Source organism: Microbacterium sp. AG238, assembly GCF_003610405.1.
Lineage (GTDB): Bacteria > Actinomycetota > Actinomycetes > Actinomycetales > Microbacteriaceae > Microbacterium.
This window is the reverse complement of record NZ_RAQC01000001.1, coordinates 207,173-221,099: the sequence shown is the minus strand read 5'-3', so window position 1 is coordinate 221,099 and position 13,927 is coordinate 207,173. Positions and strand designations below refer to the sequence as shown.

General features: G+C 72.2%; 8 protein-coding genes. 2 read left to right on the top strand and 6 right to left on the bottom strand.

The window, feature by feature from the left end; genetic code table 11:
* Nucleotides 1-24 precede the first annotated feature (24 nt).
* Nucleotides 25-1,146, bottom strand: a complete 1,122-nt coding sequence (locus tag DEU36_RS00960; protein ID WP_120262528.1) for a PDZ domain-containing protein — start codon at nucleotides 1,144-1,146, stop codon at nucleotides 25-27.
* A 125-nt stretch (nucleotides 1,147-1,271) separates the two neighbouring features.
* On the opposite strand from DEU36_RS00960, the gene DEU36_RS00955 reads away from it, so the two are divergent.
* Nucleotides 1,272-2,687 (top strand): zinc-dependent metalloprotease, encoded by a 1,416-nt coding sequence (locus DEU36_RS00955; RefSeq protein ID WP_120262527.1) that lies wholly within the window; start codon nucleotides 1,272-1,274, stop codon nucleotides 2,685-2,687.
* Between the two features lie 325 nt (nucleotides 2,688-3,012).
* Here the strand turns inward: DEU36_RS00955 and DEU36_RS00950 are convergent, their stop codons facing one another.
* The 3 genes from DEU36_RS00950 to nudC all read right to left on the bottom strand — a co-directional run bounded on the left by DEU36_RS00950 (nucleotide 3,013) and on the right by nudC (nucleotide 6,123).
* Nucleotides 3,013-3,348, bottom strand: a complete 336-nt coding sequence (locus tag DEU36_RS00950; RefSeq protein WP_147374348.1) for a hypothetical protein — start codon at nucleotides 3,346-3,348, stop codon at nucleotides 3,013-3,015.
* 121 nt (nucleotides 3,349-3,469) lie between these two features.
* Nucleotides 3,470-5,224 (bottom strand): ATP-dependent helicase, encoded by a 1,755-nt coding sequence (locus tag DEU36_RS00945; protein ID WP_120262525.1) that lies wholly within the window; start codon nucleotides 5,222-5,224, stop codon nucleotides 3,470-3,472.
* Complete coding sequence (nudC, locus tag DEU36_RS00940) at nucleotides 5,221-6,123, bottom strand: NAD(+) diphosphatase (protein WP_120262524.1); 903 nt, start codon at nucleotides 6,121-6,123, stop codon at nucleotides 5,221-5,223. Before nudC ends, DEU36_RS00945 begins: the two co-directional genes overlap by 4 nt.
* Before the next feature lie 65 nt (nucleotides 6,124-6,188).
* Between nudC and DEU36_RS00935 the strand changes: the two genes are divergently transcribed.
* Entirely contained in the window at nucleotides 6,189-7,478 is a 1,290-nt protein-coding gene (locus tag DEU36_RS00935) for an aminoglycoside phosphotransferase (protein WP_120262523.1), read from the top strand.
* 25 nt (nucleotides 7,479-7,503) lie between these two features.
* Here DEU36_RS00935 and DEU36_RS00930 read toward each other — a convergent pair whose 3' ends face one another.
* Both DEU36_RS00930 and DEU36_RS00925 read right to left on the bottom strand, forming a co-directional pair.
* Complete coding sequence (locus tag DEU36_RS00930) at nucleotides 7,504-10,788, bottom strand: ATP-dependent DNA helicase (protein ID WP_120262522.1); 3,285 nt, start codon at nucleotides 10,786-10,788, stop codon at nucleotides 7,504-7,506.
* Nucleotides 10,785-13,856 (bottom strand): ATP-dependent DNA helicase, encoded by a 3,072-nt coding sequence (locus DEU36_RS00925; protein WP_120262521.1) that lies wholly within the window; start codon nucleotides 13,854-13,856, stop codon nucleotides 10,785-10,787. Before DEU36_RS00925 ends, DEU36_RS00930 begins: the two co-directional genes overlap by 4 nt.
* Between the last annotated feature and the right edge of the window lie 71 nt (nucleotides 13,857-13,927).

Below are 13,927 nucleotides of genomic sequence, written 5' to 3'. Positions count from 1 at the left end.
CGCCCGCTGGGGGGAAGCCGAGGCTCAGTCGGCGGTGCAGGTCGGGAGGGCGTCGAGGTCGCCGCCCTCGCTGACGGCCTCGACGACCGAGAGGGCGTCGTCGAGATCCGCGACCGAGAACACCCGGAGTCCGTCGGGGATGTGGCCGACGACCTCGTTGCAGTTGCGCTGGGGCGCGAGGAACCAGTCCGCGCCGGCGTCCTTGGCGCCGTAGAGCTTCTGACGGATGCCGCCGATCGGGCCGACGTTGCCTTCGGCATCGATCGTCCCGGTCCCCGCGAACCGTTCGCCACCGGTGAGCTCGCCCGGCGTCAGGGTGTCGATGATGCCCAGGGCGAACATCATCCCCGCGCTCGGGCCGCCCACGTTGTCGAGCTGGAGGGTGACGTCGATCGGGAAGTCGAAGTCCTGCGCGATCGTGACACCGATGACCCACCGGGTCTCGCCGTCCGTCGTCATCTGCGTCGGGGTGACCTCGACGGTGCGCTGCTCCCCCGCGCGGTCCACGTCGAGGCTGAGCGGACGTCCACCGGCGGCGTTGACGGCGGCGCGCAGTGCCGCGGTGGTGGCGACGGGCTCACCGTCGACGGAGCGGATAACGTCATCGGGCTCGAGGAGGCCCGTCGCGGGTGAGTCGTCGGCGAGTCGATACACACGCACGAGCGAGGTGACGTCGTAGCCGAGTTCGCTCAGCGCCGCGGCGGTCGCCTCCTTCTGCGAGTCGACCATGAGGGCGGCGTTCTCGTCGTTGCGCTGCTCGGTCGTGACGCCCTCGGGGAAAATCTCGTCGATCGGGACGACCGCGCGCGCGGGATCGAACCAGGCGGCGGCGAGCTCCAGCCACGACGGCGTGCGTTCGCGATTTCCCAGCACCTCGACCGTCAGCAGGTCGAGCGTGCCCGACGTCGGGAACGTCTCGGCGCCCTCGACGCTGATGAGCGGCCGCCGTTCCCCGTCACCGGAGGAGACCGACCCGAGGGTGTCGTAGACGGGGCCGGGACGCTGGATCACGAACGAGGTCGGCACGATCGTCAGGACCAGCAGTGCGACGAGGGAGAAGGACACCGCCCAGAGACCCGCGAGCGAGGCCCGGCTCATACGGCGTCGGGGCGCGGGGGCGGAGGCGTTCTCGTCGAAAAGTGACACGTGCTGCTTTCTGGTCCCGGTCGTTCGCGACCGGCGAAAGCGAACGGGGTCCGTTCGCGCCGTGCGACGAGGTCGTGCGGCTAGCGTAGAACGCGAGCTGACCGCCCTGCTGAAAGGCGCCTGACATGGCTGATGACGACCGCTCTCCCGAGGACGAGTTCCAGGAGATGCTCCGCAACCTGCTCGGCCAGGGCGGCTCCCTGGGGCCCGAGCAGCTCGAACGCCTGTCGGCGATGGGCGTCGACCCCGCGATGCTGCAGCAGATGATGCATCATCTGCAGGGCGCCTTCGCTGCCGGCGGCGACGGCGGGGTCGACTGGAGCGCGACCCGCACGCAGGCCCTCCACCTCGCCAACAAAGACGGTCACGGCATCAGCGCCGGCGATCGCCAGGACTTCTCTGAGGCCTTCGCCCTGGCGACGCTGTGGCTGAGCGAGGCCACGACGATCTCCGACCTGCCCACCCCGCCCCGGGCGCTGACGCGCGGCGCCTGGGTCGAGGCGACGCTTCCGGTGTGGCAGGAGCTCGCCGAGCCGGTCGCCACCTCCGTCGCCGATGCGCTGACCGCCGCACTCGAGTCGCAGGCTCCGGAAGAGATGCAGAGCATGATCGCCGGCGCCGGCCGCCTGATGCGCACGGTGGGCGGCTCGCTGTTCGCCGCGCAGCTGGGCGCGGTGGTCGGCAAGCTCTCGCTCGAGGTCGTCTCGGGCGGTGACGTCGGCATCCCCGTCATGCCCGATGGCGAAGCGGCGATCCTCCCCCAGAATTTCGCTGACTTCGGTCGCGACCTCGGCATCGACGACGAGCAGCTGGCCCTGTCGCTCGCGACCCGCGAGCTCGCGCACGCGCGGCTGTTCCGTCATGCCCGCTGGCTGCGGCTGCACGTCATCTCGCAGGTCACGGACTTCGCCCGCGGCATCCACGTCGACACCGATGCCCTCGAGGAGTTGGCGTCGCGCTTCGACCCCTCCCAGCCCGAAGAGCTGCGGCAGGCCCTCGAGAGCGGGGTGCTGCTCCCCCAGCGCTCCGAAGCACAGGCGGCCGCGCTCTCCCGGCTCGAGCACCTGCTCGCGACGATCGAGGGCTGGGTCGACGTCGTCTCCGCCGACGCGACGACCCGGCTTCCGGCGGCCGACCGGATCGCCGAGGCGGTGCGCCGGCGCCGGGCCGTCGGTGGCCCCGCCGAACAGGCGATGGCGTCGCTCGTGGGACTCGAGTTGCGTCCGCGTCGCCTCCGCGAGGCCGCGGCGATGTGGCGTGCGATCACGGATGCCGTCGGCGCCGACGCCCGCGACAGCCTCTGGGACTACCCGGACCTCATGCCCACCCCTGCCGATGTGGACGATCCTGCTGCGCTCATCGGACGCCTGCGGGCGCGGGCGCGAGGCGAGGCTCCCGAGCGTGACGAGATGGACGACGCACTCGACGCGCTGCTCGCCTCTGCCGCGGCCGGAGACGACGCGGGCGGCACGACCGGCGAGGAGCCCGGCGATGCGCGCGGCCGACGCGACGACGGCCCCGAAGGTCCCACACCCGTCTGACGAGCGACCCACGACCGGCCTCCGGGGGCTGCTCCTCCCCAGGGGGGGCACTGTGGCCGGCGCGGCACGCCCCTGTGGAGACACCGGCGAGTCGGCGGCGGGGGCGTCGAGAATCGGGGACATGCTCCGTCTCGACGCATCAGCCGTACCGCTCTGGCGCTCGCCCACCGTCGTGCAGCTCGGCGACGAGCCCGGCGCTGCGGTCATCGACCCCGTCGAGCCGTGGCACGAACGCGTGCTCCACGCCCTGGTCGACGGCATCCCGGACGGCCTGTTCGAGGTGATCGCCCGCGACGCAGGAGCTTCCGTCGACGAGGTGGCACGCCTACGCGAGATCGTGGCTCCATCCCTCGCGGCGCCGCGTCGTGTTCCCCCGCTCGCGGTGTCCTTCGCCGACGGCGTCGGTTCTGAGGACCGGGTCGTCGTCGCGGAGGCGCTCGCGGCCGCGGGAGCCAGCGTCGGGACGGTAGAGACCGGCGTCCCCCTCGGGGTGCCGGGGCGAGTCGTCATCCTGGTCGCCTCCCGACTCGTCGAACCGCGCCGCGCCTCCGCTCTGGTCTCGGACGACGTACCCCATCTCGCGCTGGAACTCGCCGGCGATCGCGCCACGGCGGGTCCGCTCGTCTTCCCCGGCCGCACCGGCTGCCTCGCCTGTCTCCACGCGCACCGACGCGACCGCGACCCCGCGTGGCCCACCATCGCCGCGCAACTGCTGGCCCGCCCGTGCCCGCCCACCGATCCCGCGCTCATCACGGCGGCGTGCGCGGCGTCGGTGCAGCTGGTCAGTGCGCCCGTGACGGGCCGGAGCCGCTCGATGACCGTGCGGGCGTCGTCCGACGAGCCGACGTGGCAGTACCACGAACCTCATCGAGCGTGCTGGTGCCGATCTCCCGGACGAAGCGCGACACCTGGCGTTCATAGCGCCCCGATGTCCGCGCCCACGAAATCGTCAGCGTGCGCGCGGCCCGCGTGACACCGACGTAGGTCAAGCGGCGCTCCTCGTCGATCTGCTCGAACGTGGTGGCGTACGCGATCGGCAGCAACCCCTCCGCAAGGCCCACGAGGTGCACATGGTCCCACTCCAAGCCCTTCGCGGCGTGGAGCGTCGACAGCGTCACGGTGCGCGTGGCGATCTCGTGCTGGTCCCTCGCCCGCACCTGAAGCTCGTCGGTGAACGCCCGCATCGTGGTTCCGGTGGGCGCCTCTTCCGCGAGCCGGAGCAGCGCGGCGCGCGCCTCCCACGCATCACGGAGCGGACCACCGGCAGGCGGCGGCTCATCCGTCAGACCGAGCGAGCGCAGGATCGACCGCACGTCTGCGACGAGGTCACCCGACGAGGGTGCCACCGAGGCGCCTCGGAGCGCCATCACGGCCTGGCGGACCTCGGGGATGTCGAAGAAGCGCTTGCCGCCGAGCACCGCGGCGGCGATGCCGCGCCGCGCCAGCGCCGCCAGAAGCGGTGCCGACTGGGCGTTGACCCGATACAGGACGGCGATATCTCGAGGATCGATTCCCCGCGAGAGCTGCTCGGCCACCGCTGCAGCCACCCCGTCGGCCTCGGCGGTGTCATCGGCGAACGCCCGGATCGTGGGTCGCGGATGATCCGGCGTCGCGCGCTGGGCCGTGAGCTCGAGGGCTCCGGGGCGACCACGCATGAGCGAGTTCGCCACCGCGACGATGCCCGCCTCGGATCGATAGTTCCGCTCGAGGCGCAGGATCCGGGCGTCGGGATGCCGCACCCCGAAGTCCAGCAGGTACGACGGGTCGGCACCGGCGAAGGAGTAGATCGTCTGGCTCGCGTCGCCGACGACGCACAGGTCGCGGCGCTCGCCGAGCCAGAGTTCGAGCAGTCGGTGCTGCACCGGCGAGACGTCCTGGAACTCGTCGACGGTGAAGTGCCGGTACTGCTCGCGAACCTCCGCGACGACGCGCGGCTCGGCCTCGAGCATCCCCGCACACGCGAGGAGCACGTCCTCGAAGTCGAGCTGGCGCCGCTCGTCCTTCAGCTGCTCGTACGACCGCTGCAACGCGACCACAGCGTCGAGGGAGAGCGAGCCGACCGGCTCGGGGCGGTCGAGCGCGTACCGATCGATGGAGCGCATGGTGATCTTCCGCCACTCGATCCGGGTGGCCACGTCGCGGAGAACCGCGGGATCAGGGTCCAGACCGATCGCATCAGCCGCCTGGGCGAGCAGCCGCACCTTGCTTCCGAGGATCGTCGGCGCCGCATCGCCGGCGAGCTGGGGCCAGAAGTAGTTCAGCTGCGCCAGAGCCGCCGAGTGGAAGGTCCGCGCGGCCACGCCGCCGACGCCCAGGGCGCGCAGCCGGCCCCGCATCTCCCCCGCTGCTTTCGCCGTGAAGGTCACCGCCATGACGCGACTCGGCGAGTACGCACCGGTCTCGACCCCGTGTGCGATGCGATGCGTGATCACACGGGTCTTGCCCGATCCCGCGCCCGCCAGAACGCAGACGGGACCGCGCAGCGCCGACGCCGCCTCGCGCTGCTGCTCGTCGAGTCCGGAGAGCGGGTCGCTCACGCCTCGTCCCCGCACCAGTCGACGATCAGGCGGCGCGCGATCGAGGCTGAGCCCGGCAACATCACCGGCCCGGCGCCGTCGAGCGATGCGCGGATCTCCTGGCGATCGAACCAACGGACGGCGACGATCTCCTCGCCGTCGGGGCGGGCACGCGACGCGTCGATAGCCACGGCGCGGAACCCGAGCATCAGCGACCGCGGGTACGGCCACGCCTGCGACCCGCGATAGACGAGGTCATCGACGACGACGCCGGCTTCCTCGGCGACCTCGCGGCGGATCGCGGTCTCGAGCGACTCGCCGGCTTCGACGAACCCCGCGAACGTCGAGAACCTGTTGTCCACCGCCCAGGCGGCGTTCTGCCCGAGGAGGAGCCGCTCGTTGCGGGCGTCGCTCACGGCCACGATGACGGCCGGATCGGTACGCGGGAACTGCTCGCGTCCGCATCCGGTGCACACCCGCGACCACCCGGCAGAGCGCAACCGCGCCGGTGAACCGCATCGCGGGCAGAAGCGGAAGTCGGCGAACCAGCGTCCGAGCGCGACCGCGGTCACGAACGCCCCGGCGTCCTCGTCGACGAGGTCGCCCCCCGACAGCCGGAGCGACGCCCAATCGTCCTCGTCATCGCTGTCGACGGGCTTGCCTTCGGCGGCGATCAGTCGTGCCGAGCCGTCTGCGGCGCGTCCGAGGAAGGCCCACTCGGCCGCGTCCGCGATGTCCACGGCATCCGCGGGCGACTCCCAGACCAGTCGCTCTCCGCGCATCCGGGCGCGATCGCCCCGCACGCGCAGGACCCGGGTCGTCGAGTCGGTACGAAGACGATCGATGAGCGTCTCGTCGGACCGCTCTTCCGGTGACGGTTCGAAGACGGACCGGGCCAGCGCCGGCGGCTGCATTCGCATCTCGGGGACCTCTCTCGCGGGCGTGGCGCGTCGGCCTGCGCGGCCGCCCGACCTACCCTGATGGCATGGCTCGCTCTCCCTTCACTCTAGCCGCGTCCGTCAGTTCGGCTCTTCCCGGCGCCGCCGTGGTGGGCGCCGCGGAGTTGACCGAGCGAGCGGACGGCCGTTACGACAGCGCTCTGGTGACCCTCGAGGACGGCCGACGGGTGGTCGTGCGCGTCCCGGTCGACGTCGATGCCGACCTCGAGCTCGTCGCCGACACCCGTGCGCTCCGCGCGCTGACGCCGGGGGTCCGCGGCTTGCTGCCGTTCGAAGCGCCCACGGTGCTCGGCACCGCCCGAATGGGGGGCTTCACCGCCGTCGTCCAGGAGTACGTCCCCGGGTATCGGGTCGAGGCCGGCCACATTCCTCCCGGGCGCGGAGCGGCCTGGTCGCTCGGCTCGGCGATCGCCCGCGTCCACGCGCTTCCGCATGCCGTCGCGCGAGACGCCGGCCTGCGTGCCCGTACGAGCGCCGAGGTGCGCCAGGATGCCGAACGACTGCTCGACCGTGCGGAGGCCACCGGATCGCTTCCCTTCGGGCTGCTCCGACGGTGGAGCACAGCCCTCGGCGAAGATCGGCTGTGGCGTTTCGAGGCCACCGTGACACTCGGCGGTGTCGACCCCGGCCGTTTCGTCCTGAGCGACACCGCCGCCGGCCCCACGGTGACCGGCCTGCTGGCATGGCACGGCCTCGGGGTCGGCGACCCCGCTGAAGACCTCCGCTGGCTCGCTTCGGCGCCGGATGCACGCGACGACGTGCTCGCCGCGTACGCCGAGGCCGCCCACCACACGCCCGATGCAGCACTGGCCGCGCGCTCGCGCCTGTACGCGGAGCTCGAGTTCGCCCGCTGGCTGGCCCACGGACACGAGACCGGCGCGCAGCGCGTGGTGGAGGACGCAGTGGCCCTGCTCACCGCCCTCGACGACGGCGTCCGAGACGAGCCGCTCCTTCCCGAGGACTACAGCACCGTCGACGACGCCCTGGAACTGCTCGGACGCACCCCCGCTGCGGTGAGCGCCGGAGACACCTCGATGCAGACCGACACGTACGATCCGGCGCTGCTGGCGGCCTACCTCGCCGACCAGGACACCGCCGAGCAAGCAGACATCGAGACGATCCCGATCGATCTGTCGGACTGGACGCCCGAGGGCGCATCCAGCGACCGTCGCGGCGACACCGGTGCCGTTCCCACCGTTGCTTCAGCCGTTCCCTCGGCGACTCCGGCGGGATCGTCGGCTGACGATGCCGACGATCCCGAGCACGCGGAAGCGGCACGCAACGCGCTGCGGCGCTGGTCCTCGTCGGCCGACTGAACGCGAGACGGTCGTCCGGCGCGCTTCAGCCCCGCAGGACGAGGTCGTCGGCCACGTAGAACAGCGCGACGTCGATCTCCGACTCGGGGATGCCGTGCCGGATCGAGTACGCCCGGCGGTACAGCTCGAGCTGCAACATCCGCTCGGCTCGCTCGGCCGTTGTCCGCGGCGGGCGCCCGGTCTTCCAGTCGACGATCTCGATGCGGCCGCCTCGGTCGGCACGGCGGTAGACCGCGTCGAGCTTGCAGATGATGACGTGCGGGCGGCCGTCGCCGAGCATCCGGTCATCGGCGAAATCGATCTCGGTCTCGACCTCGATCGGCTGCAGATCGGCCCACTCGGACCGCAGGAAGACCTCCTGCAGCCGGCTCAGGTCGCCGTCCGCCGCGCCGCCGCCGATGCCGTCGACCGGGTCGTCGACATCCCACAGGGGCGCGTCTGGTTGCGGGCCGCGCGCGGTGATCCCGGAGCGCTGCTCGACCCATGCATGGAATCGCGTTCCCAGCCGGGTCTCCCGGTACGGCCGCTCCGGAAGCGGGCGCAGGGTCGACTCCACCGCGGAGTCGTAGTCGGCGGCGAAGTCCTTGAAGCGTGACGCGGGGATGCGGGTGGGCGCGACGCGTCGGGTGCCCGCGGCGCGCTCCTCGCGCTCCGCCAGAAGGAGGGCCAGGTCACGTTCGGGTGCGTCGCGCGTGTCGCTCGCTCGCGCGGCACGTGCGAGTTCGGCGGCCGACTCGACTCGCGAGCGGCGCGCCCCCAACGGGTCGAGCGGCCAGCGCATGGTCTGGCGACGGTCGTTGTAAGGGTTCTCCCCCGGTTCAGCGTCGGGCCGGTCTGCGCCGAGCGCGCCCGCGATCTCGCGCAGGAAGGGGCTCGGACCGCGGGGGTTGCGGGTGCCCGACCAGTGCGAACCGCTCAGCAGAAGCGCGTCACGCGCGCGCGTCACCGCGACGTACGCGAGACGGCGCTCCTCCTCGCGTTGACGATCGGCGTTGTCTTCGGCGAACCGGGTGAGTGCGGCTTTCAGATCCTGCTGCGTCGGTGCGGCGTGTGCTTCCCATCCCAACGGGGGCAGCCAGCGAGCATCACCTCGGAACGCATAAGGGAGCACTCCGAAACCGAGCCAGCCCTGCTTGTCGCGTGGGCGGGCGGGCAGTTCGTCGGCCACGACCCGGCCGACGGCCACCGCATCCCACTCCAAGCCTTTCGAGCCGTGGATCGTCAGGATCTGCACCACGTCGTCTTCGGGCGGCTCGGTCCGCGGCGCGAACTCGTCCTGCCGCTCGGCGTGGTCGAGCCACGCGAGCAGGCTCGGGAGCGATCCTGACTCGTCGGTCGCGAGGAACCCCTGCAGCTCGTCGACGAAGGCTCGCAGCTGATCCGATGCGATACGAGCGGGCCCCCGGCTCTCGTTCGCCGCCAACTCGATGTCGAGACGCAGCTCCGCCTCGATCAGCCGCACGAGCTCGGGAATGGGCATCGACGAGGCCCGCCGCAGACCGGCGAACGTCGCGGCAGCCTCGCGGAGGCGATCGCGGCCGAGGGGGCTGAAGTCGGCGAACCATCCATGATCGGGTCCGACGCGCACGAAGAAGTCGAGCGCATCGATGAGCGACGCGTTCTCGTCCGTCGCGCTCTCGCGTGTGAGCGGCTGCAGTGCGACGTCCGAGCGCTCGAGCCGCCGCCCGAGCTCGGCGAGCGAGCGCAGATCTCGAAGACCGATCGACCATCGAGGTCCGCCGAGGAGCCGCAGCAGCGCCGACCCCGCGGTGGGATCGCTGATCACCCGCAGCGCGGAGACGACGTCGACGACCTCGGGCGTGCTGAGCAGTCCGCCCAGCCCGAGGATCCGGTGCGGGATGCCGCGTCGCGCGAGGGCATCGGCGAACCGCACCATGTGCTTCTTGCTGCGCAGGAGGATCGCCGCGCTCGTGGGCAGCCCGCGTCCGTGCCGTTGCGCCCGAACCTCCTCGAACCAGGCGGCTACCCGCTCGGTCTCGGCGTCGAGGTCGGCTTCGAACGCGATCTCGACCCCGCCGTCGGGTGCGTTCGGGCGGGGGCGGAGCCGGTCGACGGGTACCGGGGACCGCTCCGCGAGCGGTGCGAGCACCGCGTTGGCGGCATCCAGGATCCGCTCGCTGTTGCGCCAGCTGGTCGCCAGGGAGAACCGGCCCGACCCGCCCTCGGGCGCGAACGCGGCGGCGAAGTCGCCCAGATTGCCCGCGCTCGCACCTCGCCAGCCGTAGATGGACTGGTGGGGATCGCCGACGGCCATCACCGAGGTCCCGGCGAACACGGCACTCAGCAACTCGGTCTGCACGACTGAGGTGTCTTGATACTCATCGAGCAGGACGACGGGATATCGCGAGCGGAGGTCCGCCGCCACCGCCGGGTGAGTGCGCACGATCGTCAACGCTCCCGCCACCTGGTCGGAGAAGTCGATGACGCCGGAACGCAGCTTGCGCCGCTGGTACTCGACCGCGAGATCGGCGAGCAGAGGCAGGCCCGCGACCTGCTCGGCGGCCCGTGCGACGTCGGCGTAGACCGTGGTGCCGCTGCGTGTCGAGGGGCGCTCCAGCACATCTTGGAAGGCGAGTCCGAAACGCGCGAGCTCGTCGAAGTCCACCAGGTTGTCGACCCCGTCGCGTGCGATCCGCAGCGCCCCGTCGATGATGCTGCGCAGGGCGTTGTCGCGCGTCTCGAGGCGCTCGTCGTCGGAATCGAGGACGACGCGACGCATCAGCAGCCATGCAGCCGACTCGCTGAGGACCGCCGCCTCGGGGTCGCGCCCGATGCGCACCGCGTTCTCACGGACGATGCCGTCGGCGAAGCTGTTGTAGGTCGACACGGTCGGGCGCTCGAGCAGCGAGTCGGTCGCGGGCCCGAGCGTCGCGGCCCCCGTGTCGTCGACGAGGCGTCGCTGGGCGGCGTGACGCCGGGCGCCGCCCGGATCGCCCGTCCGTTCGAGTTCGACGAAGACGTCGAGCGCGCCGCGACGGTGGAGCGCGTCGAGGTGTGGCACGAGGCCGGCGTCTTCGAACTCGGCGAGACGGTCGAGGCGCCGTCGGATGCGTTCGCTCAGCTCGCCCGCTGCCTTGCGCGTAAAGGTCAGACCGAGAATGCCCGATCGCGCGACATGCCCGTTCGCGACGAGCCAGACGACGCGGCCCGCCATCGTCTCGGTCTTGCCGCTGCCCGCTCCGGCGACGACGAGGGCAGGCGCGAGCGGCGCGGCGATCACCGCGCTCTGCTCGGGTGTCGGCGGGAACTGGCCCAGGGCGGCCGCCAAGGCCGCGGGAGAGACCATCATGTCGCGCTCACCGCCGCGATCGTGTGGATCCGGCAGAGCCCATAGGAATGATCGTCTCGGCAGTGCTCTTCGAAGGGAGCCTCGAAGCTGTCTCCCCCCATCACGCGCGCGGCTCCGCGTACCCGTCCGAGGAAGGCGGCACGCTCTTCGTCGCCGAAAGGCGGTTGGCGCGGCGCCGCGTAGTCCTTCGTCGCTGCGGTCGGACGCAGCACGAGCAGCATCGCTCCGCCCGGTGGCAGCCCGGCTGCCGCGGGGATCGCGCCGTGCTCGTGCGCCAGTTGATAGGCGGCGAGCTGTGCGTGCTGGGTCACGGCACGGTCGGTCTGCGGCTCGCGCTTACCGGTCTTCAGATCAACGATGACGACACTCCCGTCTGCACGGAGCTCGACCCGGTCGACCGCACCGCTCAGGACGATGCGTCCCTCGGCGTCGTCATGGGCGAGCTCGACCTCGAAACGCGGCTCGGCTCCCAACAAGCGCCCGCCGTCACGGTCGAAGTCGCGCAGGTACCGGGCGAGACGACGCACCAGATCGCGCGCACGGGCACGCTCCGCACGCTCGCGCCAGGCGGACTCGAACTCGAGCTCGCTCCAGCGCGACGCGACCGCCTGCCACAGGGATTCCTCGTCGGGAGACGCGATCTCGAGGGCGCTGTGCACGATCGTGCCGATTCCCGCGGTGGCGCTGGACGTATCGCCGCCGAGGTCGGCGATGACCCAGTTGAGCTGGCACTCTTCGAGTGTCTCCAGACGCGAGGGCGACACGCGGATGGTCTCGACCTCGCGATCGCGCAGCGGTGCCGTCGTGGTCAAAGGCCGCACCCCGAACCAGTCGCCGGGATCGGCGCCCGCGATGCCCGCATCGGCCAGGAGCGCCAGCTGCCCGGCCGCTTTGCGGCGATCACCCTCGGTCGAGCCGGAATCGGTGAGCGTGCGGCGGTGCCGCGCGACGAGACCTCGGAGCGTCAGCGGATGGGCGGCTTCGGGCGGGGCGCCCTCGGCCTCCGGAAGAAGCTCGAAGAACGGGCTGGGCCCGGTGTCGTCGTCGTCGACCGCCGTGACGATGACGAGTTCTCGCGCCCGCGACACCGCTCGGGCGAACAGCCGGAGCTCGTCGTGGAGCACGCCCCGACGACGATCGAGTGCGTCCGCGACCGCGGGATCGTGGAACGGCAGCCGCCACGTGTCGAGCAGGCCGCCGCGCACCCGCAGGTTCGGCCAGATCCCGTCCTGCACACCCGCGACGACGACGGTGTCGAACTCGGTGCCGAGGGCCGCCGCCGGCGTCAACACGCGGACGGCGCCGCTCATCGGCGGCGGCACGAAGCGGTCGTCGCCGACGTCGGCGTCGAGGATGCCGCGGAGGAACGCCACGGGCGTCGTGCCGTCCTCGCGCTCGCCATGCCGCTTGGCCGCTTGGAACAGCGCCACGACGGCGTCGAGGTCGCGATCGGCCTGTGCGGCCAACGGTCCGTGGCCCCGCGCGGCCTCGCGCAGACCCCGTTCGCGGCCCGACCCCTCCCAGGCCGCCCAGAGCAGCTCGTGTGCGGTGGCGTCGTCGGCGATGAGGTCGGCGACGCCACGCAGCGTCTCGGCGACCCGCGCGGCGCGCCGAGCCTCACGCAGGTCGAGGAGGGCGAGCTCCGCGGGATGGAGCATCGCCGACCGCAGCAACTCCCAGGCGGAGACGGGCTCGCTCTCATCCGGTGGGAACGCCTGGCGCAGCGCCGAACGCAGCCGGCGCTGGTCCACGGCATCGAGCCCCGCACCGGAGAGCGCGGCGATGACCTCGTCGCGCTGCCATGTCTCCCCCGGCCGTGCCGCCAGGTCGACGAGCCGCAGCAGGTCGCGCACGACGGGCGACTCGCCGAGCGAGGTACCCGTGCCCGAGGTCGCCGTCGGCACATCGCGGGCGGCGAGCTCGGCCTCGAGCGCCGTCACCTGACGGCTGTCGTGGGCGATGACGGCGCATTCCTCCCACGGGACGCCGTGGTGCACATGCCGTTCGCGAAGCAGTCGCGCCACGGCGTCGAACTCCTCGGAGCGGGACCGCAGCGCCAGGGCGCGAACGCCCGCCATCGTGCCCTCCGGATCCGGCGCCCGACGATGCGCGACCAAGCCCACCGCACCGATGCGGGCGGTGACCGTCGAGACGAGCGCCGCGTGGCGGCCCCCCGCCCGGTGCACCGTGTCGAGCACGAGGACATCGCCCCCGGCCGCGAGTCGAGCGAAGTTCTCCGGAGTCGCGCCGCGGAACGCGCCCGACCCGACGTCCGGGTCACCGAAGGCGACCACCGCGATGCCGCGCGCGCGACATGCCTCGAGGAGGTCGACGCCGCCGGCGGTCAGTTCCTGCGCGTCGTCGACGAGCACGACCCGCAACCGCGGGACCCCGTGCCGCGAGACGATCGTGACCGCTTCCCGGATGAGCCCTGCGGCGTCGCGATGTGCGCCGCGCATGGCGTCGCGCACCGCGAAGTACTCCGACATGAACGACGCCGCCGCTTGCCACGCCGGTCTGCCCTCTCGAACCGCGCGCGCGGCGAGAACGCGGTGATCGATGCCCGCAGCGGTGCACTCCGCGATGAACGCGCGGAGTTCCGCTCGGAAACCGCGCGAGTCGCGAACGTGCGCAGGCAGCTCGGCCGGCCACCGGGGTCGCCCGGCGATCTCGTCGTCGGCGTCACCGTCGAGGAGGTCACGGATGATCGCGTCTTCGTCGCCGCCGGTCAGCAGACGCGGCGGGTCGACGCCCCGTCTCACCGCGTCTGCGCGCACGATCTGGAACGCGAACGCGGGCACCGAGCGTGCCAGCGGGCCTGCCGTGGCGACGCCGACCGCGACGCCGAGATCGTCGCGCAGGTCGGTCGCGGCCTGACGCGTGGCCGTGAGGACGACGAGGGTGTCGGGGTCGAGTCCGTCGGCGACCAGACGGCGCACCCGTTCGACGATGGTCCGTGTCTTGCCCGTTCCGGGGGCGCCCACCACGACGGCGCTCGTCTCGGCGGGGAGCGCCAGCACCTGCGCCTGAGCGGCATCGGGCGCGATGCCGACCGAGACGTGAGCCATGCCATCCACGCTAACCGCCCCCGCCGACACCGCGACGCCGGCAGCGTTCGCCCAGGGCGTGACCGCACCGG

What these genes read in the sequence shown, in the direction of transcription:
- DEU36_RS00955 (WP_120262527.1), top strand. Translation starts at nt 1,272, where the DNA reads ATGGCTGATGACGACCGCTCTCCCGAGGACGAGTTCCAGGAGATGCTC.
- nudC (WP_120262524.1), bottom strand. Translation starts at nt 6,123, where the DNA reads ATGCGAATGCAGCCGCCGGCGCTGGCCCGGTCCGTCTTCGAACCGTCA.
- DEU36_RS00935 (WP_120262523.1), top strand. Translation starts at nt 6,189, where the DNA reads ATGGCTCGCTCTCCCTTCACTCTAGCCGCGTCCGTCAGTTCGGCTCTT.
- DEU36_RS00930 (WP_120262522.1), bottom strand. Translation starts at nt 10,788, where the DNA reads ATGATGGTCTCTCCCGCGGCCTTGGCGGCCGCCCTGGGCCAGTTCCCG.
- DEU36_RS00925 (WP_120262521.1), bottom strand. Translation starts at nt 13,856, where the DNA reads ATGGCTCACGTCTCGGTCGGCATCGCGCCCGATGCCGCTCAGGCGCAG.